The 21,620-nt window shown below is 69.4% G+C and carries 17 protein-coding genes and 1 tRNA gene; 11 read left to right on the top strand and 7 right to left on the bottom strand.

Annotated features, from left to right (window positions below; translation table 11 throughout):
* Window position 1 precedes the first annotated feature (1 nt).
* Window positions 2-1,606: a bifunctional phosphoribosylaminoimidazolecarboxamide formyltransferase/IMP cyclohydrolase gene (gene purH, locus C466_RS08850; protein ID WP_004598316.1), complete on the bottom strand. Its 1,605-nt coding sequence runs from the start codon at window positions 1,604-1,606 to the stop codon at window positions 2-4.
* 167 nt (window positions 1,607-1,773) lie between these two features.
* Here purH and purB point away from each other — a divergent pair, with 167 nt between their 5' ends.
* Both purB and C466_RS08840 read left to right on the top strand, forming a co-directional pair.
* Window positions 1,774-3,297, top strand: coding sequence for an adenylosuccinate lyase (gene purB / locus C466_RS08845; RefSeq protein WP_004598317.1), 1,524 nt, complete (start codon window positions 1,774-1,776; stop codon window positions 3,295-3,297).
* Between the two features lie 43 nt (window positions 3,298-3,340).
* A complete protein-coding gene (locus C466_RS08840; RefSeq protein WP_004598318.1) occupies window positions 3,341-3,691 on the top strand; it encodes a zinc ribbon domain-containing protein in 351 nt (116 codons plus the stop codon).
* A gap of 11 nt (window positions 3,692-3,702) precedes the next feature.
* Here the strand turns inward: C466_RS08840 and C466_RS08835 are convergent, their stop codons facing one another.
* On the bottom strand, window positions 3,703-4,989 hold the full coding sequence (locus C466_RS08835) for an RNA-guided endonuclease InsQ/TnpB family protein (protein ID WP_004598319.1): 1,287 nt from the start codon (window positions 4,987-4,989) through the stop codon (window positions 3,703-3,705).
* Window positions 4,990-5,204: 215 nt separating this feature from the next.
* Between C466_RS08835 and C466_RS08830 the strand changes: the two genes are divergently transcribed.
* From C466_RS08830 to C466_RS08815, 4 genes are all read left to right on the top strand, one after another.
* Window positions 5,205-5,900, top strand: coding sequence for a sensor domain-containing protein (locus C466_RS08830; RefSeq protein WP_004598320.1), 696 nt, complete (start codon window positions 5,205-5,207; stop codon window positions 5,898-5,900).
* Window positions 5,901-5,989: 89 nt separating this feature from the next.
* Window positions 5,990-6,670, top strand: a complete 681-nt coding sequence (locus C466_RS08825) for a hypothetical protein (protein ID WP_004598321.1) — start codon at window positions 5,990-5,992, stop codon at window positions 6,668-6,670.
* A complete protein-coding gene (locus tag C466_RS08820; RefSeq protein WP_004598322.1) occupies window positions 6,671-7,348 on the top strand; it encodes a metal-dependent hydrolase in 678 nt (225 codons plus the stop codon). It begins immediately after the preceding gene.
* Between the two features lie 106 nt (window positions 7,349-7,454).
* On the top strand, window positions 7,455-9,056 hold the full coding sequence (locus C466_RS08815) for a phytoene desaturase family protein (RefSeq protein WP_004598323.1): 1,602 nt from the start codon (window positions 7,455-7,457) through the stop codon (window positions 9,054-9,056).
* Window positions 9,057-9,095: 39 nt separating this feature from the next.
* Here C466_RS08815 and C466_RS08810 read toward each other — a convergent pair whose 3' ends face one another.
* On the bottom strand, window positions 9,096-9,662 hold the full coding sequence (locus tag C466_RS08810; RefSeq protein WP_004598324.1) for a PAS domain-containing protein: 567 nt from the start codon (window positions 9,660-9,662) through the stop codon (window positions 9,096-9,098).
* A gap of 187 nt (window positions 9,663-9,849) precedes the next feature.
* Between C466_RS08810 and C466_RS08805 the strand changes: the two genes are divergently transcribed.
* On the top strand, window positions 9,850-11,391 hold the full coding sequence (locus C466_RS08805) for a matrixin family metalloprotease (RefSeq protein WP_004598325.1): 1,542 nt from the start codon (window positions 9,850-9,852) through the stop codon (window positions 11,389-11,391).
* Window positions 11,392-11,406: 15 nt separating this feature from the next.
* Here C466_RS08805 and C466_RS08800 read toward each other — a convergent pair whose 3' ends face one another.
* The gene (locus C466_RS08800) at window positions 11,407-11,727 is read right to left on the bottom strand and encodes a hypothetical protein (protein ID WP_004598326.1); all 321 of its coding nucleotides are present in this window, start codon (window positions 11,725-11,727) and stop codon (window positions 11,407-11,409) included.
* Window positions 11,728-11,904: 177 nt separating this feature from the next.
* Here C466_RS08800 and C466_RS17655 point away from each other — a divergent pair, with 177 nt between their 5' ends.
* From C466_RS17655 to C466_RS08785, 3 genes are all read left to right on the top strand, one after another.
* Window positions 11,905-12,174, top strand: coding sequence for a type II toxin-antitoxin system HicB family antitoxin (locus C466_RS17655; RefSeq protein WP_049908401.1), 270 nt, complete (start codon window positions 11,905-11,907; stop codon window positions 12,172-12,174).
* 2 nt (window positions 12,175-12,176) lie between these two features.
* Entirely contained in the window at window positions 12,177-12,422 is a 246-nt protein-coding gene (locus C466_RS08790; protein ID WP_004598327.1) for a type II toxin-antitoxin system HicA family toxin, read from the top strand.
* A 63-nt stretch (window positions 12,423-12,485) separates the two neighbouring features.
* Complete coding sequence (locus tag C466_RS08785) at window positions 12,486-12,716, top strand: site-specific integrase (RefSeq protein WP_004598328.1); 231 nt, start codon at window positions 12,486-12,488, stop codon at window positions 12,714-12,716.
* A 733-nt stretch (window positions 12,717-13,449) separates the two neighbouring features.
* Here the strand turns inward: C466_RS08785 and C466_RS08780 are convergent.
* Window positions 13,450-13,521 (bottom strand) — tRNA-Ala (locus C466_RS08780).
* Between the two features lie 82 nt (window positions 13,522-13,603).
* Entirely contained in the window at window positions 13,604-14,167 is a 564-nt protein-coding gene (locus C466_RS08775) for an SRPBCC family protein (protein ID WP_004598329.1), read from the bottom strand.
* Between the two features lie 609 nt (window positions 14,168-14,776).
* Between C466_RS08775 and C466_RS08770 the strand changes: the two genes are divergently transcribed.
* Window positions 14,777-16,864 (top strand): ABC transporter ATP-binding protein, encoded by a 2,088-nt coding sequence (locus C466_RS08770; RefSeq protein WP_004599764.1) that lies wholly within the window; start codon window positions 14,777-14,779, stop codon window positions 16,862-16,864.
* Window positions 16,865-16,888: 24 nt separating this feature from the next.
* Here C466_RS08770 and gltB read toward each other — a convergent pair whose 3' ends face one another.
* Window positions 16,889-21,619: a glutamate synthase large subunit gene (gene gltB / locus C466_RS08765; protein ID WP_004598332.1), complete on the bottom strand. Its 4,731-nt coding sequence runs from the start codon at window positions 21,617-21,619 to the stop codon at window positions 16,889-16,891.
* Between the last annotated feature and the right edge of the window lies 1 nt (window position 21,620).

Below are 21,620 nucleotides of genomic sequence, written 5' to 3'. Positions count from 1 at the left end.
CCTAATCGTGTCGGAAGCACCGCGACCCGGTGAACGCCATCGCCATGTCGCGCTCGTCGGCCGCGGCGATCACGTCCTCGTCGTTGACGGAGCCGCCGGGCTGAATTACCGCCTCGATGCCGGCGTCGGCCGCCTCCTCGACCGCGTCCGGGAACGGGAAGAACGCGTCCGAGGCCATCACGGCGCCCTCGGCGGACTTCCCCTCGGCGTCTTTCTCCGCCTTCATCGCCGCCAGCGTCACGGCGTCGACGCGGGACACCTGCCCCATCCCGACGCCGACCGTCTCGGTGCCGGTCGCGAAGAGGATGCCGTTCGACTTCACGTGTTTCAGCGTCTTCCAGGCGAACAGCATCGTCTCGACCTGCTCGTCGGTGGGCTCGCGCTCGGTGACGACCTCCAGGTCGTCGGCGGTCGGCGACTGTCGGTCGCGCTCCTGGACGAGGCGGCCGCCCACAATCGGCTTCTCGGTGAACCGCTCGGAGAACCGGTCCTCGCCCTCGCCGAGCGGGCCCACGTCGAGCACGCGGAGGTTCTTCTTCTCCGTGAGCACGTCGAGCGCGCTGTCGGTGTAGCCGGGCGCGACGACGACCTCCTTGAACGAGTCGGCGACCGCGGTGGCGGTGTCGGCGTCGCACTCGCGGTTCAGGGCGACGATACCGCCGAAGGCGGACTTCGCGTCCGTGCGCAGCGCGCGGTCGTACGCGTCCGCGAGGTCCGAGCCGACGGCGCAGCCCGCGGGGTTCGTGTGCTTGATCACCGCGGCCGCGGGCTCGTCGAACTCCTTGACCAGGTCGAGGGCGGCGTCGGCGTCGTTGTAGTTGTTGTACCCCATCCCCTTCGCGCCGGGGTTCAGTTGGGCGGCGTCGACGACGCTCGCCTCCTCGCAGCCGTCGTCGACGTATAAGGCGGCGTCCTGGTGCGGGTTCTCGCCGTACCGCAGCGTGTCTGTGCGCTCCTCGGAGACGAACCGCCGCTCCGGGAAGTCGCCGCCCACGTCGCCCTCGACCGCGACGCGCTCCGGACTCCCGTCGGCGTCGCGCTCGACGGTCACGCGGTCCTCGGCGAACCAGCGGACCGCCCGCGGGTACGCCGTGAACTCGGCCTCGCGGAGGACGCGCGCCTTCAGCGAGTCGGCGTCGTCGTCCTCGTACACCGGGATCGGCTCCTGGGTGACGACCGGGCCGGCGTCGACCTCCTCGGTGACGACGTGAACCGTACAGCCGGTGGTCCGGACGCCCGCCTCCAGGACCTGCTCGTGGGCGTCGGTGCCCGGGAACGACGGGAGCAGCGAGGGGTGGACGTTCAGCGTCGTCGGGACGGCGTCGAGGAACGCGTCGGTGAGCACGCGCATGTAGCCGTCCAGGCAGACGAGGTCGACGTCGTAGTCCGAGAGGCGCTCGACGATGCGGCGCTCGTGCGACTCGCGCGACTCGCCCTCGTCGCGCTCGACGACCTCGGTCGGGATCCGGCGCTCCGTCGCGGCCCCCAGCACCGGCGCCTGCTCGCGGTTCGTCAGGACGACCGACAGCTCCGCCCCGCCGGGCGCGGCGTCGGCGATGTGTCTGAGGTTCCGTCCTCGGTTGCTCGCGAGTCCCGCGATCTTCATACGTGGACCTCCGACCGATCGGGTATATCGATTGCGGTCCGCGCCGCGGTAGTGTACACGTTTGCGGATCGGAACCGGCACTCGACGCGCTTCGAGGCCGCTACGGATCCACGTCCGTGCGACGCCCCATCGACACGCTTTTGCTGGCGCCGGGGGCAGTCGCGGACATGACCGACGACCCCGAACCGACCGCGGACGGCTCCGGACCGACGGCGGACGCCATCGCCGGCCTGTCCCGCTCGGACCCGCTCGCGGCCGTCTCGCCGCTCGACGGCCGCTACGCCGGCCGGACGGCGCCGCTGTCCCCGTACGCCAGCGAGGCCGCGCTGATGCGCGCGCGGACCCGCGTCGAGGTCGAGTACCTGCTCGCGCTGGGCGGGCTCGACGCGATCCCGATCGGCTTCGACGAGGCGACCGAGGCGGCGCTCCGGCGGATATACGAGGAGTTCGACGCCGAGGACGCGCGGCTGATCAAGGCGCTGGAGACCGAGGGCGCCGCGGGGTACGACGCGACCAACCACGACGTGAAGGCGGTCGAGTACTTCCTCCGCGTCCGGCTGGCCGAGGTCGCCGAGGACGGTGAAAGCGGAGCGGGCGAAAGCGATGCGGGCGAGGCGTCCGACGCGCCGCTCGACGACGCCGAGTCGCTGTACCCGTGGATCCACTTCGGGCTCACGAGCGAGGACGTGAACAACCTCGCGCAGCGACTGCTCATCAAGCCCGCGGTGAGCGATGTGATCGTCCCCGCGGTCCGCGAGGTGCGCGACGCGCTGGTCGAGCTGGCACAGGACCACCGCGACACGCCGATGCTGGCGCGCACGCACGGCCAGCCCGCGACGCCGACCACCTTCGGCAAGGAGATGGCGGTGTACGCCGCGCGGCTCGGCCGCGCGCTCGGGCGGGTCGTCGTCGCGAACGAGGACCTCTCCGGGAAGCTCGCCGGCGCCTCGGGCACCTTCGCGGCGCACCGCGCCGCCTACCCCGACGTCGACTGGCGGGGCTTCTCCGAGTCGTTCGTGCGCGGCCTGGAGTTGGAACACACCGCGCTCGCGACGCAGGTGAACCCCTGCGACGACCTCGCGGCGCTGTTCGACGCGCTCCGGGGCGTCAACAACGTCCTCCTCGATCTGGACCTGGACGCGTGGCTGTACGTCTCCGACCGCTACCTCGGCCAGGAGGCCGTCGAGGGCGAGACGGGGTCGTCGACGATGCCACACAAGGTGAACCCGATCGACTTCGAGAACAGCGAGGGGAACCTCTCGAAGGCGAACTCCGACCTCACCTTCCTCGCCGACTACGTGACGACCTCCCGGCTCCAGCGCGACCTCTCCGACTCCACTGTCAAGCGCAACGTCGGCGCCGCCCTGGCGCACTGCCTCATCGGCTACTCGAAGGCCGCGGACGGGCTCGGGAAGGTCGTCCCGAACGAGACGGTCATGCGCGAGGAGCTGGACGCGACGCCCGAGGTGATCGGCGAGGCGGTCCAGACGGTCCTGCGGCGCGAGGGCGACACCGAGGCGTACGAGCGCGTGAAGGAACTCTCTCGCGGGCGGTCGGTGACGCTCGACGACTTCCGCGAGCTGTTCGACGAGCTCGACGTCGACGACGGCGTTCGCGAGGAACTGAAGGCGCTGACGCCCGCCGGTTACACCGGACTCGCGGACGAACTCGTCGACGAGACGGACGAGTGAGGCGACACAAGAAGTTTATCGATCGCGGGTGAATCGCGGGGCGATGCCCTCCGAAACCGACGACTCGAAGTACTCCGTGTTCGGCGACGACGACGAGAGCGAGAACGGGTCCGACGGTCGTGACGCCCCGGGCGGTCGCGACGCCCCGAGCGGCCGCGACGCCGCGGCGGCCGACGACCGTCCCGCCTCGCTCGGCGGCGACGACGAGGGGTGCCCCAAGTGCGGCGGCACGGAAGCCGAGACCGACGAGATCGCGACCAGCGGGACGGGACTCACCAAGATGTTCGACGTTCAGAACCGCAGTTTCCTCGTCGTCTCCTGTGCGAACTGCGGCTACTCCGAGCTGTACAAGGGCCAGTCGTCCGGGAACGCGATCGACTTCTTCCTCGGGTAAACTACCCCACCCTACTCGCTCACGGCTTCGCCGTTCGCTTCGTTGAGGGTGGGGCTTTCGCGTGGACTTCCGTTCTGGCCGCCGTCGGCGGCAGGCGAATACTCGCCGTTCACGTTCAACGTCCCGCGATTCAAGCGCACGTTTACGGGTGCGCCTCCGCCCGACGACGTTTGCGCCGCGCGGAGATGCTTCAGACCGATGTTCTTCGCCGCGTTGTAGTCCGCGTGAGGTGAGTACCCGCACTTCAGGCACTCGAATACGTCCTGTCCGTCCGATGTCGGGCGGTTGTCCTCATGGGTGAATCCACACTTTGAACACCGTTGAGAGGTGTAGGCAGGACTCACTTCTTCGACCGAGATACCGACGGTCTCAGCTTTGTACTTGAGGTACTCGAACAGACGGCGGAACGCCCATTCGTGGAACTTCTTGGCACGAGGCATCCGCTCACGAATCCCTGTCAGGTTTTCGAACGCGATCACGTCGCAGCCATACTCGACGGCTTCCGCGACGAGTTCTTTCGAGACGGTGTGTAAGAAGTGGTCGTAGCGGCCTGTCTCAGTACGTCCGACCGATTGGATGGTTTCGTGGGCGGCCCGCGTGCCACACTGATGGAGTGATCCGCGCCGCTTCTCGAACTCGCGGTGCCAGTGATTCAACTCCGACCCGTTCCAGAATGTCCCTGTGGAGGTGACGGCGACGTTTTCGATGCCGAGGTCAACGCCGAGGACTGTGCTGTGCCCGTCGTTGCCGTCGTCGGCAGTCTCGAACTCCACGTCCGCCTTTGTGCGGACGTGAAGGTAGAACTCGCCGTCGCGGTAGTGGAGTTCCCCGCCTGTCACTTCGTAGTCGTCGTTGAACAGATACTCCGAGTGGGGCGTCTCGCGGCTCTCATCGGGGAGGACGTACTCCGCGGTGATGCGCCCTTCAACGGTCGAGAGCGTCGCGTGGTCGTCGTTGAACGTCGCACATCGCTTGTCGTAGACGAGCGTCGGTGCGGAGAAGTTCGGCTTCCCCGCGTAGTCACCTTGCTTCCACCGAGCGACGACGCTCTGGACGGCGTCGGCGGCCTTGTTGCGAGCGTTTTGGACGAGGTTCGCTTGGAGTCGCGTCTCGGCCCGCACGTCGTCGTAGGTTTCGCGTTGGAGTTCAGCTTTGCTCGTGGTCTTGTATTCGCCTTCCCACGCGTGGTCGACGACGTAGTTGGCAGCCCACAGGAACTCGGAGATGGTTTCGTGGAGGAGGTCAGCGTCGCTGTCGGCCACGTCGAGTTTGACGGGAACGGTGCGACGTACCTCCATCTGTACTTCAGATGTAGGTCTATAGTTTTATATTAGTAACGGCTCGGTGGGGAGTCGGCCAGTCACCGAGCATAGTTGGTGTAGTACTGTATCGGTTTCCTCTCCGACCTACTCGCTCGCTACGCTCACTCTCTGAGGTCGGAGGCTCCACCTTGAATTACGCTGAGTCGCCGGGAGAGCGACCGATTTTTGTCGGACGAAGAACCTGTTACGGTATGGTCTCCCTCCGACCGCTCGCCTCCCTCCCGGTCGTCGGCGTCGTCGCCGACGGCCGCACGTATCGCCACCTGCTGTACCTGCTGGTCGCGATGCCGATCGCCTTCGTCCACTCCGGCGTGTTCAGCTTCGGGGTCGTTTTCGGCATCATGCTCTCGCCGGTGCTGGTCGGGCTCGTGGTCCTGCTCGCGACGCTCGTCGCCGCTCGGCTGCTCGCGGCCTTCGAGCGCTGGCTCGCCGACGCGCTGCTCGGGACCGACCTCGCGACGCCGGACGACCTCGCCGAGGCCGACGGCGCGGTCGCCGGCGCGCGGAAGTACGTGGACGCCGCCTCGACGTGGCGGGGGCTCGGATTCCTCCTGTCGAAGTTCTGGATCGCCCTGTTCGGCCTCATCCCGCTGATCCTGTTCGCGAGGGGGGTTCCCCTGCTGACCGCGCCGGCCCGGTATCCCGTCACGGTCCAATTCGGCGAGGTCAACGGCGAGCCCGCGACGTGGGCGATCGAGACGCTGCCGGAGGCGCTGGCGGCGGTCCCGCTCGGCGTCGCCGCAATTCTCGTCGCCTGTCACCTCGCGAATGCGGCCGCGTACGCCGCCCGCCGGATGGCGGTCGCCCTGCTCGACGGACCGACGCGTGACGGCCCCGCGGGCGAGAGCGAGCGCGTGACGGTCGACGGCGAGCCGAGCGGAGACTGACTCCTCGGCTGCCCTCGATCCGTCCGGGAGCACCCGATCGACACCGGCCCGCCCGGTGCGCTTATTCGCCTCCGAGCGTCAGCGATGGTATGGCACCGCCGCTCGTGAGCGCGGCCGTGGGCGCGCTGCTCGCGGCCGCGCTGCTCGGAGACGCGTTCGACCGACGGTCGGTCGCGGTCGTCGTCGCGGCCGCGCTCCTCCCGGGCCTCGACGCGGCCGCGAGCCTCGTCGTGCCGGGGGCGACGAACACGCTCTTCCACGCCGTCTGGGCGCCGCTTTTCGCCGGCGGGCTGCTGTACTGGGACACGACGCACCGCGCGGAGTCGGCGCTCCGAGCGCGCGGCGGCCGGCGCGCCGTTCGGGTCGCGTGGGTCGCGCTCGCGTCGCTCGTCGTCGCGGGGATCGGTTCGGCGCTGTTCGCCGGAGAGGGCGCGGTCCTGCTGTACCCGTTCGAGGAGGCGCGCTACGCCGTCCGGGGCCGACTCGCCTACTCGACGCAGGAGGGGATCGTCCAGACGTTCGTCGCGCTCGGCGCCGACGGTCCCGGCCTGTTGCCGCTCGAGAGCGTCGACGCCGCGACCGCGGAGCCGGTCTCCTCGTGGATCAACCCCGACGGGCGTCCCGGGATCGACCCGGGCGTAGACCGGCGGTTCGACTTCGTGGAGAACGGCTGGCAGCTGGTCGTCGTCGCCGCCGCGGCCGCGACGCTCGCGGTCCGGTTCCGGGGTCGCGGGGGAGACGCGGCGACCGACGGCGGGGGGTTCCGCTGAATGCCCTCGACGGTCGTCCACGCCGGGTTCGCGCTGCTGCTGGCGGCCGGGCTGCTCGGGGCGTACTACGACCGGCGCGCGCTCGCGGTCCTGCTCGTCGTCCTCGTGCTCCCGGAGGCGGACAGCTTCCTCGGCGCGATCATGCCCGGCGCGCATCGCACGGTCGGCCACAACTTCGTGCTGCCCGCGGCCGCGGCGCTGGGGCTGTACTACGACACGCGCGTCCGGGAGCGGTCGCTGCTCCGCGACCGGCTCTCCGACCGGTTGATCGCGGTCGCGTGGGTCGCCGTCTTCGTCCACGTCTTCGCGCACGTCGCGGTCGACTGGACGCACCTCGACGGCGTGAACGCGTTTTGGCCCCTTCGAGACCGGTTCTTCCACCTGGGCGGCGAGGCGTTCTACTCGACGGCCGACGGGTTCGTTCAGACGTTCGTCGACGTACGCGTCGACCCGGAGACGGGGACGCGGACGGTCGACGCGGGCGCGGGCGGCACGAGCGAGTCGGTCCACGTCAGCAACCCGGTCCAGCCGCGCGACCCCGACCTCGACGTCGACGAGCCGGTCGAACGACGGTTCCCCGTCGCCAACGGCGGGTGGCGGCTCTACCTGATCGGGCTCGGGCTGTTCGCCCTCGGCGCCCGACGGCTCCAAGGGGACGACGTCGGGGGTGACGCCTGACGGGTGCGAGACGACGCCTGACGGGTGCGGGAGAACCGAGCGACGGCGACGCCCCTAACATGGTATGACCGCAGGGTAAACGTTCCCGGACGCGTAGCCGGAAGTGATGTCACCCCAACCGGACGCGGGCCTGTCGGACGCCGCGGAACCGCTGGCCGGGGAGTCGATCGCGGTCGTCGGCGCCGGCTTCGGCGGGCTCTCCGCGGCCAGCTACCTCGCCGACGCGGGGGCGGACGTGACGCTGTTCGAGCGCAACGACCACCCCGGCGGGTACGCCGGGCGGATCGAGCGCGACGGGTTCCGGATCGACACCGGGCCCTCGTGGTACCTCATGCCGGAGGTGTTCGACCGGTTCTTCGAGCACTTCGGACGGTCGACCGACGACTACTACGACCTGATCGAGTTGGACCCGCTGTACGAGGTGGTCTGGAAGGACGGCGACCGCGCGTCGATGCCGGCCGACCGCGCGGGACAGAAGGCGCTGTTCGAGTCGTACGAGTCGGGTGCGGGCGAGGTGCTCGACGAGTACCTCGCGGACGCCGCGGAGGCGTACGAGCTGGGGATGGACCGGTTCGTCTACCCGAGCCGGTCGCGGCTGCGCGACATGGTCGACGCCGACGTGCTCCGCTCGGGCCGGGCGCTCCCGAAGCTCCGCGAGATGGACGACTACGTCGGCGACTACTTCGACAGCGAGAAGCTGCGTCAGATCGCGGAGTACAAGCTCGTCTTCCTCGGCGGGTCGCCGTACAACACGCCCGCGATCTACACGCTGATGAGCCACGTCGACATGAACCTCGGCGTCTACCACCCTGTCGGGGGGATCGCGAGCGTCGTCGACGCGATGGCCGACCTCGCCCGCGAGCTCGGCGTCTCGATCCGAACGAGCGAGCCGGTGACCGCGGTCGAGCCGTCGGTCGCCGCGTCCGTCCCGAAGTTCACCGTCGAGACGGAACGGCGCGGGGGGGACGGCGGCGCGGCCGCCACGGCGCGGAGCGACCGCTTCGATCGCGTGGTCGCGAACGCGCCCCCGCCGCACGTCGAGCGCGACCTCCTGCCCGCCGGGACCGTCGACCGCGAGTCGTACTGGGAGTCGCGGACGTACGCGCCCTCGGCGTACCTCGCGTACCTCGGCGTCGAGGGCGACGTGGACCTGGACCACCACACGCTCGTGTTCCCGACCGACTGGCGCCCCCACTTCGACGCCATCTTCGACGACCCCGAGTGGCCCGACGACCCCGCGTACTACGTCCACGTCCCCTCGAAGACGGACCCGGAGGCGGCGCCCGACGGCCACGAGGCGGTCTTCCTGCTCGTCCCGCTCGCGGCGGGGCTGGACGACGACCCGGAGACCCGCGAGCGGTTCCGCGACCTGGTGTTCGACGACCTCGCGGAGCACGCGGGCGTCGACTTCCGCGACCGGATCGTCTTCGAGGAGACCGCCTGCGTCTCCGACTTCCGGCGGCGGTTCAACGCGCCCCGCGGCACCGCGCTGGCGCTGTCGCACACGCTCGAACAGACCGGGCCGCTCCGCCCGGCGCACCGCGCGCCCGGCGTCGACGGCCTCTACTACGTCGGCGCGTACACCAACCCGGGAATCGGGATGCCGATGTGCCTGCTCAGCGGCGAACACGTCGCCAAGGCGGTCGTGGAGGACGCGACCGGCGGCGGCGTGCTCCCGTCGGTCGTCCCGACGTCGACGCTGCGGTGAGTGCCGGTTCGGCGTCCGCCGCTTGGTTCGGGGGACGCGTCACTCCGGGGCGTTCCCGCCGGCTTCTCGCGTCTCGGTCGACTTCGGCTCCTGCGCGGCGACCCAGTGCGTGACCGTCCCCGCGTCACCGAACAGCGGTCGCAGCGAAACGAGGGCGGTGAACGGGGTTCCGTCAGAGCGGCGGTTGCGGATCTCGACCGTGACTCGCGACCACGTCGACAGGGCCTCCCGGAAGTCGGCGCGGGCGTCGCGGAAGTCGGCGCGGACCTCGGCGTCCGGGTCCGGCGCCTGGAACAGACGGGGATTCCGCCCGCGGAGGTCCTCCATCGCGTACCCGGTCCAGTCGCGGAACCAGCGGTTGACGTAGACGATCGGCGTGTCGCGGAACGCCGGGCCGGTGAGGGTGAGACCGAGCGGGAGGTCATCGAGCGCCCGGACGCGGTCGACCAGCATCGCCTCGCGCTCCGCGCGGTCGTCCGGGTCCGCCGACCGGGGCGGAACCAGCTCCCCGTCGAGGCCGTGTTCCTCGACGAGCGTCGAGAGGCGTGTCCGAAACGAGCCGCGGTCGGCGTCGACCGTCGCGAGAACGTCGCGTCGGAGCGTCACACGAACCGTTGGCGACCGGGCGACAAGCCAGTGTCGTTCGGCGGCGGCCACCGGTCTCCGCGGTCGGCGCCGAGTCGATCCGGGTAGAAAGCGACGAGGCGAGGGTGGGTCGGGCTCCGCGACGCCACACCTAATCGCTGGTTGAAACGAAGGTTATATGTCTCCGTCTCCGAGCCCCCGGTAACCGATGCGCAACGCAAGCGCCGTCGCCGCCGTCGTCCTGCTCGTCGCGCTCGCCGGCTGCGGCGGGCTCGGTGGAGAGATGGCCGGTCCCCTCGGGGCGCCGTCCCCGTCGATCGAGTCCGTCGACGCGCCGGAGTCGCTCGGCCACGACGAGCGGGCGACGGTCGAGGCGACCGCGCGGTGGGAGGGCCTCGCGGACGACGCCGACGACGCCGCGGGCGAAGGGTCGGGGAGCGCGAACGCGACGCTCGACCCGGTTCGGGTGACGGTCCGCGTCGGCGACGCGACGCTGCTCTCGGAGAACCGGTCGGTCCCCGCGAACGGGACGATGACGGTGACGGCGACCGTCGACGCCGCGGCGCTCGACCCGGGCGAACACGATATCAGGGTGAGCGTCGGGGAGGCGAGCGCGACTCGCACCGTCGTCGTCGAGGAGGCGCGGCCGGCGGCGTTCGCGGTCTCCGAGATCGAGGCCCCCGAGAGCGTGGCGTACGGCGGGGACCTCTCCGTCACGGCGACCGTGACCAACGTCGGCGACCTGGCGGGGAACCAGACGGTCCGGATCCGGTACGGGACCGGCGCGAGCGCGAACCGGACGGTCGCGCTCGACGGCGGCGCGGAGGCGGAAGCGTCCGTCACGTTCGCGGACGTGCGGCTCGACGGCGGCGACTACCCGGTCGTCGTGACGACCGCGAACCGGACGCGCGAGCGGACCGTCTCGGTGGTACACCCGAGCCCGTACGGGAAGACGACGCTCGACCTCTACGTCGACGACGAGGCGGTCGACCGGAACGTCTCGGCCGTGGTCGCGGCCGCGACGGGCTACTGGGAGCGCACCGACGAGCGCTACCTCGGCTACCCGGTCGAGTACGAGCGCGTCGACGACGCGGACGGCGCGGACGGCGCCGACGTCGTCCTCCGGTTCGACCGCGTGGAGCGGTGCGGCGTGGAGGAGACCAACGAGACGCGGTACTTCGGCTGCGCGGACCTCCTCGTCGACGAGCCGCGGACGCCGATGACCGCGACCGTCGACCCCCGGCTCTCCGACGCGGAGATGAACGCGACGATCATCCACGAGCTCGGGCACGTCCAGGGGCTCGAACACGGCGAGGAGCCCGCCGGGCTGATGAGCGCGACGAGCACGCTCGCGACGCACCAGCCGGTGAAGGTCCACCTGCGCGCCGACGACGGCGCGGTCACGGGCCCCGTCGAGGACGAGGTCGCTGCCGCGCTCGACTACTTCGCAGGGCGCGACGACCTCGCCGGGAGCGACCGGTTCGCGTGGGAGTTCGTCGACAGCGCGCGCGAGGCGCACGTCCAGATCACCTACGACGAGCGCGGCGACGTCTGCTTCGCCGACGGCGGCGGCTCCTGTACGGTCGACGGCGAGTACTACGGGCAGGAGGACGTGCGGCTGGAGGAGTTAGACGAGGAGGTCGTCGCGTGGCACGTCGGCGCGTCGCTGGCGCCGGTGCTGTTGGAGGAGGTGCCGCCGGAGCTTTCGCGCGAGACGGACCGGCGGGAACGGGAGCCGTGGCCGGAGTAGGGATCGGGCGGCGAGCTACTCCCGGTACCGCGCTTCGAGTTCGTCGGTAAAGTAGACGTACCGGCGCTCGACGCGTTCGAAATCCGTTCCGGGGATGAGAATCGATTCCTCCGGTGAGCTGCTGTCGCGCACCGTCTCCTCGACCCGCTCGGTGGTGACGAGTCCCCTCGATTCGAGGCTCTCGATGGCCGTTTCGGCGCTGCCGTCGCTGCCGAGAATTCGGAGTTCTTCCGCGGGGAGGCCCTCCTCGATCATGAACTCGAACGTGTCTCGTTCGATGACCTCGCCAACCTCCAAGACGTCCTCGACGAGTCGTTCCTCGGCGTCGGTCAGCACGGTCGGCTGGTCGTGTGTCGCGATTTCACTTTAGCGTTCGTGCGGGAAAGCGGTCGCGGAACGGGTACCGGGAACCGAAAACTGAGCTCCCGGTGAAGTGTCTCGCGGTTCAGCCTCACTTCCGCGGCGTCTCGGAGCGACAGAACGCTTATTCCACGGTGACAACTACTACCAGCCATAAGCACTGGCCGAGAGATCCGCCTGATCGAAGAAGATGAGGGCGGTTGGTCCGCGATCGACGAGGACCTCGGCGTCGCCTCGTGCGGCGATACTCGTGAGGAGGCGCTGGAGATGCTCGACGAGGCGGTAGCCCTACACACCGGCGAGGCCGGCGAGCCGGTTACCGACGATGACCTGGAGGAGCTGGGCCTCGATCTCGACGAGGTCCCGGACGAGGCGGGCGTGCCCGACGCTCCGTGGTTCGACGACGCTGACGAGACGGCGTAATCGTGGTCCGGCAGCGATTCACCGGTCGGGAGATCGTCTCCGTGCTGACGAGCATGAACTACACTCCCGTCGACCGAACCGGGAGCCATCTCAAACTGCGATACATCCACCCGAAGACGGGTGAGACACGGAACGGTACGGTCCCGATCGGCCACGAGATCAGCGGCGACACGCTCCGAAACATCGCCCCCCAGTGCGGTGCCGACGACTTTCACGCGTGGTGCCGCTGGATCGACGAGCATCGCTGACGCGCTCACACGCGGCCCTTCTCAATCCGGTCGACGACCACCTCGCCGACGCGCTCGACCCGGTTGGGGGTCAAGTCGTCGGGAACGTGGTCGCTCCGACGCTGGCTCCAAGATGCCCACGAGCAGCTCGCCGAGGAGGAGGACGACATCGGCTGGGAATTCCGCAGTACGCACGACCTCTGCCGAACGTGGGCGAGTACGCTCGCGGATGCGGAGGTCGACCCGCTGCTCGTTCTCGACTGGGGCGGCTGGGAGGACCTAGAGACGTTCCTCGAACACTACAACGGGACCTAAGCCCGGCGGCGCAGCGCCGAGCGCGAGAGAAGGTCAGCTGGCTCTAAGCCGCCGACATACGTCTGAAATACGGGAAGCGAGTAACGCAAAACGCGTGTTGTGGGGCGTGTGGTCGTCATCTGCCCACACGAATATACCATCGAGCAGCCCCTTTTACAACTGCGTGACGAGAGTACGCACTAACAGTGCAACTGTCGTGCTCACCTCGATCTTGACTTCGAGGGTAATGCTCGAACCAGGGCCGAACGTGTTGTGGGACGTGTCGACCCGTCTCAACCGTTGCGCGCGAATCACCCAATAACGGTGATCCAGCAGATCTTGTGATGCTGATGAGAAACTGTCTATAATAAGCGAGAGAGTGTGACAGTATTCGAACTCGTATGAGTGAAATAACGGTCTGAGGACGAAGTCACACGTGTGGAGAAGGTGGTCTAATTCGACCTCGGCTCGTTGCGCTCGTGTGAAAGCACGATAAAAAGGAGAGGTACAGTCCGCCTGCGACACGCTCCGTCCGACACCGAGATCGAGCGCTCGCTTCGCGGCGAGCCGCTCGACGACTTCGGACTGCGCGCGACTGGTATAGGGTTCAAATCTCCACTCGGTACAGATATGCGCCGCTCGCGACGTTGCTCGCGGCGCAAAATCATGGACTCGCGGGGGTCCCGCGAGCGAGCGCAGCGAGCGAGTGGGACCACGCGAGGGAATGACTGAGCGAACGAAGTGAGCGAAGGAATGGACTCGCGGGGATTTGAACCCCGGGCCTTCCCCGTGCCAGGGGGATGATCTACCACTGATCTACGAGCCCTCGAACGCATCCGTTCGTTCCCCGCTGGATATATTAAGGCCTTCGACTCGGGCACGGGAGCGGCGAACCGCCCCGCGGGGCGTCAGATCCGGTCGGAGTCCACGTACACGTCGAGGTCGACGTCCCGCGTCGACCCCTCTAAGTCCTGAACCGCGCGCTCGACCACGCGCTCGGCCTCGTCTCTGATCAGCGGGATCGCCTTCTTCAACACCCAGTCGAACGAGACCAGCCGCGGGAGATTGAGCGCGTCCGAACTGGCCGACCCGGGGTCGAACTCGACTTCGAGCGCGACCTCGCAAGGGGCGTCGTCGCTCGGGGTGGCGTCTGTCTCGGCGGAATCCCCGTCGCTCTCGACGCGTTCGGGCGGCGTCACGCGCCAACAGCCGCCGGCATCGATGTCCTTCGTGATCTCCCAGTCGATCCGCTCGGGGGGCTCGACGCCGGTCACCTCCGATCGGGCGGTGTAGGAGATCTTCCACCACGCGAACGTGAGCGCGTACTTGGTCCCGGGGCCGCCGTCGCCGGTGACGGTTCGGACCTCTCGGAGGTACTCGGAGTAGTTCGCGTACTGCGGGAAATCGAGCAGGAACGCGTACACCTCCTCCGGGTCGGCGTACACCTCCGTACTCACGACGAGTTCGTCCACGTAGATGGGTTCGAGCGGCGCTTATTAAACGGACCGGCGACGATACGCATTCAATCTTGCTGCGGTGGTCGCTGTCAGACCTCCGGACGCTCATTTATAAATGGCCCATTGCGGATCGCCGTCGAACACCGCCAAAGCCCCAGCTCGATTATAAATTACGGTCGGCGATCCCGCGACGAACACCGCAAAATCCCCAGCTCGATTATAAATTACGGTCGGCGATCCCGCGACGAACACCGCCAAAGCCCCAGTCGCGAGGCGACCGTACGCTCGCTGCGCTCCTCACTCGGTCGCTCACTCCGTTCGCTCCCTCGTTCCGGTGCTTACGTCGCCTACGGTCGCCTCGCGACTGCCCCTTTGAGTCCCGCCCCACACCGCTCCGCACAGCACCTCCCACCTCCCCAGCCTCGCCGCTCGCGCTTAAAAGCGCTCGCGGCGTCCCTCGCGCGTGCTCCTCGCGGCCGCCTTCGGCGGCCACTCGGAGGCACGCGCCACCGCACCCGGTCGGTTATTTATAAATAAGAAGTGTTTCCAGAACCAAGACTGGCGGAACCCGGAACGGGCCGCCGAAGCCGCCGGATACATGGGGCTTCCGGCGCTCGTACGCCCATGGCTGCCGACGAGCGCAACGCCTTCGAAGTGTACCGCGACCGGGTCGACCGACCCCTGGGGCGGCTGTTCCGCGAGTACGGGGCGTCGGAGGCCCACTGGCTCGTCGTCGGGATGGCCGCCAACGTCGTTGCCCGCGTCGCGGGGCTGATCCCGCCGGTCGTCCTCGGCGTCGCCATCGACGCCGTCTTCACCGGCACGGGACCGTACACGCTCCCGGTCGTCCCCGACGCGTGGCTCCCCACGGAGGCGGGCGCGCAGTTCCGCCTCTCCGTGCTGCTCATCTTCGGGTCGTTCATCGTGACCGGCGTGTTCACGTACGTCTACGGCATCGCCGCGAACAACTTCGCCCACCGCGTGATGCACGCGGTCCGCACCGACTCCTTCGACCAGATACAGCGGCTCGACATGACCTTCTTCGACGACAAACAGACCGGCGAGGTCATGTCCGTCCTCAACAACGACGCCTCGAACCTGGAGGTGTTCCTCGACAACGCCCTCCAGAACTCCGCGCGCCTCGGCGTCATGCTCGCGGGCATCGCGACCGTCCTCGTCTACTACAACTACGAGCTCGCGATCGTCACCCTCGCCGCGATCCCGCTGATGTTCCTCTTCACGCTCTGGTTCATGCGCGCGGTCGAGCCCCGCTACGTCGCGCAGCGCTCGGTCGTCGGGGACCTCAACACCGCCCTCGAAAACGCGCTATCGGGCGTCGAGCTGGTGAAGACCTCCAACACGGAGGCCCACGAGAGCGAGCGCGTCGAGGACGCCTCGTTCTCGTACTTCAAGCGCACGATGTCGATCCTCCGGCTCAACTACGTCTACCGCCCCGGGATGGAGCTGCTCGCCGGGCTCGCCTTCGCCGCCACCTTCGCGGTCGGCGGCTTCTGGCTCGCGAACGGCCCGCCGGGCCCGTTCACGACGGAGCTGACGGTCGGGACGTTCGTCACCTTCGTCCTCCTCACCCAGCAGTTCGTCGCCCCGCTCGCGGAGGTGTCGAACATCATCGACCAGTACGAGAACGCGAAGGCCTCCTGCGAGCGCGTGTTCGGCCTGCGCGACATCCCGGTCCGCATCGAGGACGACGACGGCGCGATCGAACTCGGCGGCGGGACGCGAAGCGACGGAGAGCCCCGAAACGACGGCGGCGTGACGCCGGCGGGCGACCCCGATCACGGCGGCGTCGCGGGCGCCGTCGAGTACGACGACGTCTCCTTCGCGTACCCCGAGAACGCCCTCGTCGACCCCGAGGACGCCGACGAGGAGGTCCTCCGCGGGGTCTCCTTTTCCGCCGAGCCGGGCGACACCGTCGCCCTCGTCGGCCCGACCGGTGCCGGGAAGTCGACGCTGCTCAAGCTCCTCCTCCGGCTGTACGACGTCACCGACGGCGCCATCCGCGTCGACGGCCACGACGTCCGCGACGTGACCGTCGAGAGCCTCCGCTCGTCGGTCGGCTACGTCGCGCAGGACACCACGCTGTTCGACGGCACCATCGCCGAGAACATCCGCTACGGGCGGTTCACGCGGATCGACGAGGCGGGCGGCGACGGCCTCGACGAGGACGCGATCCGCGAGCGCGTCGTCGAGGCCGCGAAGGCCGCGGAGGCCCACGAGTTCATCGACTCCCTGCCGAACGGCTACGAGACGCGGATCGGCGAGCGCGGCGTGAAGCTCTCCGGCGGCCAGCGCCAGCGGCTCGCCATCGCGCGGGTCGTCCTCCAAGACCCCGCGATCCTGATCTTGGACGAGGCGACCTCCGCGGTCGACACGGAGACGGAGATGCTGATCCAGCGCTCGCTCGACCGCCTCGCCGCCGACCGGACCACGTTCGTCATCGCGCATCGCCTCTCGACGGTGACGGACGCCGACACCGCGCTCGTGTTGGAGGACGGGGAGGTCGTCGAGCGCGGCACCCACGACGAGCTGCTCGCGGCGGACGGGCTCTACGCGAAGCTCTGGGGCGTTCAGGCCGGCGAGATAGACGAGCTGCCGGAAGAGTTCGTCGAGCGCGCCCGCGAGCGCCACGTCGACCGCGCGGTCGAACGGGCGACAGCGGAGAGCGAGGTCGACTCGGAGACGATCGACTGACCGCAGGCGGCTTTTTCTCTTTCCTCAGTCGTCGCTCGACACCTGTCCGGTCGCGTCGGCGTCGGCGCCCGGCACGGCGGCGGCGGGCGCGGGCGGCTCCTCGCGCACGTCGGCGCCCTTGCCCTCCGCGATGACCTCCGCGTACGCGTCGGGGAAGACGCGGACGAAGTCGTCGAGCGCGGCCTCCCAGTCGTCGAGGAGGTCGGCCGCGCGCTCGCTGTCGGTGTACGCGCGGTGGTTCTCGACGAGCCGGCGGAGCATCCGCTCGTCGGACTCCGCCAGCGTCTCGGAGACCGACACCATCCCGCGGTTGACGCGGTCGTCGAGGCGGTCGTCGGGGTCGTACACGTACGCGATGCCGCCGGACATCCCCGCCGCGAAGTTGCGGCCCGTGTCGCCGAGGACGGCGACGACGCCGCCGGTCATGTACTCGCAGCCGTGGTCGCCGACGCCCTCGACGACCGCCCGCACGCCGGAGTTGCGGACGCCGAACCGCTCGCCGGCGACGCCGTTGACGTACATCTCGCCCGCGGTGGCGCCGTACAGGCAGACGTTCCCGGCGACGACGTTCTCGGTCGGATCGTACGCGGCCTCGGCGGGCGTGTCGATCACGAGGCGACCGCCGGAGAGCCCCTTGCCCACGTAGTCGTTCGCGGCGCCCGACAGCTCCATCGTGATCCCCGGCGCGAGGAACGCGCCGAAGCTCTGCCCGGCCTCGCCGTCGAACCGGCACGAGATGGTGTCGTCCGGGAGCCCCTCGCCGCCGTGTTCGGAGACGACGCGGTTCGAGAGCGTCGCGCCGACCGCGCGGTCGACGTTCCGCACGTCGCGGGTGAGCGCGACCGGCGCGCCGTCCTCGATGGCGGGCGCGGCCTCGTCGATGAGGTCCCAGTCGAGCAGGTCGTCGATGCCGTCGTGGGCCTGCTCGCGGACCTTGGTGCGGGCCTCGCCCGCGGGCTCGGCGATGACCGCCGAGAGGTCGAGGTGCTTCGCCTTCTCGTGGTCCGTCTCGCGCTGCGAGAGGAGACCGGGCCGACCGATGAACTCCTCGAGCTCGGTGTACCCCTGCTCGGCCATGATCTCCCGCAGCTCCTGCGCGATGAACGTCATGTAGTTGATGACGTGGTCCGGCTGGCCGGGGAACCGCTGACGGAGGTCCTCGCGCTGGGTGGCGACCCCGACCGGGCAGGTGTTCTCGTGGCACTGCCGCGCCATCACGCAGCCCGAGGTGACGAGCGACGCGGTGCCGAAGATGTACTCCTCGGCGCCCAGCGCGGCCGCGACCGCGACGTCGCGCCCGGTCCGGAGTCCGCCGTCGGCCGATACCCGAATCCGGTCGCGCAGGCCGGTCGCGCGGAGCATCTGGTTCGCTTCCGCGAGCCCGAGCTCCCACGGCAGGCCGGCGTTCTTGATCGAGGTCTTCGGCGACGCGCCCGTCCCGCCGTCGTGGCCGGAGACGTGGACGACGTCGGCGTTCGCCTTCGCGACGCCGGCCGCGATGGTGCCGATTCCCGCCTCCGAGACCAGCTTCACGTTGACGTCGGCCTCGGGGCTCGCGGCCTTCAGGTCGAAGATGAGCTGCTTGAGGTCCTCGATCGAGTAGATGTCGTGCTGGGGCGGCGGCGAGATGAGGCCGACGCCGGGGGTCGAACACCGCACGTGCGCGATCATCTCGTTGACCTTCTTGCCGGGGAGGTGGCCGCCCTCGCCGGGCTTCGAGCCCTGCGCCATCTTTATCTGGAGCTCCTCGGCGCTCGCGAGGTACTCCGAGGTGACGCCGAAGCGCCCGGAGGCGACTTGCTTGACGGTACACTCCTTCTCCGTGTCGAACCGCTCGGGCGGCTCGCCGCCCTCGCCGGTGTTCGACTTCGCGCCGATCCGGTTCATCGCGATGGCGTTGTTCTCGTGGGCCTCCGGCGAGATGCTCCCGAGGCTCATCGCGGCCGTCGAGAAGCGCTCGACGATCGACTCGACGGGCTCGACCTGCTCGACGGGAACCGGGTCGCGGTCGGAGTCGAACTCAAGGAGGCCGCGCAGCGACTGGAGCTCCTCGGTCTGGTCGTTCACCAGTTCGGCGAACTCCTGATACTGCTCGTAGTCGCCGCCGCGGACCGCCTGCTGGAGCGTCCCGACGGTCTGGGGGTTCCAGCCGTGTTTCACGCCCGAGGAGCGGTGTTCGTACTCGCCGATCGTCTCCAGCTCGGGGTCGGCGCCGAACGCCATCGCGTGGCGCGTGCGGAGGTCGTCTTCGATCTGCTCGGCCCCGATCCCCTCGGTGCGGATCTCCGTCCCCTCGAAGTACTCGGCGACGAACTCGGAGTCGAGCCCGACCGCCTCGAAGATCTGGGCGCCCTGGTACGACTCCATCGTCGAGATGCCCATCTTCGCCATCGTCTTGAGGAGGCCGTCCTCCAGCGCGTGGCGGTACGCCGCGAGGGCCTCGTCCTCGTCGGCGCCGTCCGGGCCGGCGACCACGTCGGCGATGGAGGCGTACGCGAGGTACGGGTCGACCGCGTCCGCGCCGTAGCCGACGAGCGTGGCGAGGTGGTGGACCTCGTGCGGCTCGCCGGACTCGACGACGACGCCCGCGCGGTTTCGGAGCCCCTTGCGCACGAGGTGGTGGTGGACCGCGCCGGTCGCCAGCAGGCTCGGCACAGCGAGGCGGTCCGGACCCACGTTACGGTCGGAGAGCACGACCACGTCGGCCCCGTCCTCGATGGCGGCCGCGGCGTCCTCGCGGACGCGGCTCACGGCGTCGACGAGCGAGCCGTCGCGGTCGTAGGTGACGTCGACGGTCACGGAACTGAACGAGGGACCGTCGACGTCCTCGCGTCCGCGGCGCTCGCCCGGCCTTCGCTCGCCCGGCCCGGGGAGGTCGCGGAGCGCCGCCGTCTCGGCGTCCGTCAGGACCGGCGTGTCCGCGACGATCTGTTCCGCGTGTTCGGCCGTCTCGTCGAGGAGGTTGCGCTGGTTCCCGATGCGGGTCTCCAGCGAGGTGACGAGCTCCTCGCGGATGTAGTCGATCGGCGGGTTCGACACCTGCGCGAACAGCTGCTTGAAGTAGGTGAAGAGGGGGCGGTCGACGTCGGCGAGGACCGAGAGCGGCGTGTCGTCGCCCATCGAGCCGACCGGGTCCTTCCCGTCCTTCGCCATCGGCTCGACGAGGTGGTTCAGCGAGTCGGTCGTGTAGCCGAACGCGGCCTGGTGGGCGCGGACGGTGGGTTCCGTCTCGTCCGTCTCGTCCGACCCGTCAGCCTCGCCCGATTCGCCGTCCGCTTCAGCGGTCGAGTCGGCGTCGATCCCGGCCGCGACGCCGTCCTCGTCGGTGAGGTCGTTGAGGTCGACCTGCCCGTCCTCGACCCACTCGCCGTACTTCTCGTCGGTGAGCTCCTCGAACACCTCGTCGTCGGGGACGATCCGGCCCGCCTCGGGGTCGGCGACGAAGATCTCGCCGGGCTGGAGTCGACCGCGGCGGCGCACGTCCGCCGGCTCGGTCGGAAGCGCGCCCACCTCGCTGCCGACGACGAGGCGGTCGTCGGTCGTCACCTCGTACCGGCACGGGCGGAGCCCGTTGCGGTCGAGGACGCCGGCGACCCGCTCGCCGTCGAACCCGATGACGAGGGCGGGCCCGTCCCACGGCTCGACGAGCGAGGCGTGGTAGTCGTAGAACTCCGCGCGGTCGTCGTCCATCAGGTCGTCGCCGCGGAACGCCTCCGGGATCAGCATGCGGAGCGCGTGCGGGAGGTCGCGGTCGGTCTGGAGCAGGAGCTCGAGCGCGTTGTCGACGCTCGCGGTGTCGGACTGGTTCGGGTCGTCGATCACCGGCTTGATCGTGTCGAGCTCGGCCCCGAACGCCGGGTGTTCCAGGTCGTTCTCGCGGGCGCGCATCCAGTTGACGTTGCCGCGGATCGTGTTGAACTCGCCGTTGTGGACGATGTTGCGGTACGGGTGCGCGAGGTGCCACGCGCCGAGCGTGTTCGTCGAGAACCGCGCGTGGACCAGGGCGACGTGGCTCGCGAACCGCTCGTCGGTCAGGTCCGGGTAGTAGTCGGCGAGCTGCGACCCCTTCAGCAGGCCCTTGTAGACGACGCGCTGGCGGTCGAGCGAGCAGACGTAGAAGCGCCCGGCGCCGTCGACCTCCGACACCGCGTTCTCGATCTCGCGGCGGGCGGCGTACAGCGCGCGGTCGAAGCCGAGCAGGTCGGGGTCGACGTCGTCGGACCGGTCCGCCTCGCTGGCGAACCGCTGGGCGAGCCCCGCGCCCTCGACGGGCGCGACGAACACCTGCGACACCTCCGGCTCGGAGTCGAGCGCCGTGGCACCGAGGTCGCTGTTGTCGGTGGGGACGGAGCGCCACGCCAGCACCTCCAGCCCGTAGACGGCGCACACCTCGGCGATGACGTCGTGGATCTTCGCCTGGACGCCCGGTTCGGGCGGCATGAACACGGAGCCGACGGCGTACTCCGCCGGCAGGTCGGCGTCGACGACCTCGCGGAAGAACTCGTCCGGACGCGCGACCATGATACCCGCGCCGTCGCCGGTGTTCTCCTCGGCGCCCGTCGTCCCGCGGTGTTCGAGGTTCTCGAGCAGTTCGACCGCGTCCGTGACGGCCTCGTGCGACGGCGCGCCGTCGAGGTCGACGACCCCGCCGATGCCGCAGTTCGACCGGTCGTCCGTCGGCGCCGCGAGCCCCCCCTCCTGACCCGAGGACTCCGAGTCGCGTACGCCCCGGGTGGTACTACGTGACTTGGTCATA

Source organism: Halorubrum distributum JCM 10118 (assembly GCF_000337335.1).
Classification (GTDB): Archaea; Halobacteriota; Halobacteria; order Halobacteriales; family Haloferacaceae; genus Halorubrum; species Halorubrum distributum.
The sequence above is the reverse complement of the archived record's forward strand: the minus strand, read 5'-3'. Positions and strand labels throughout refer to the sequence as shown.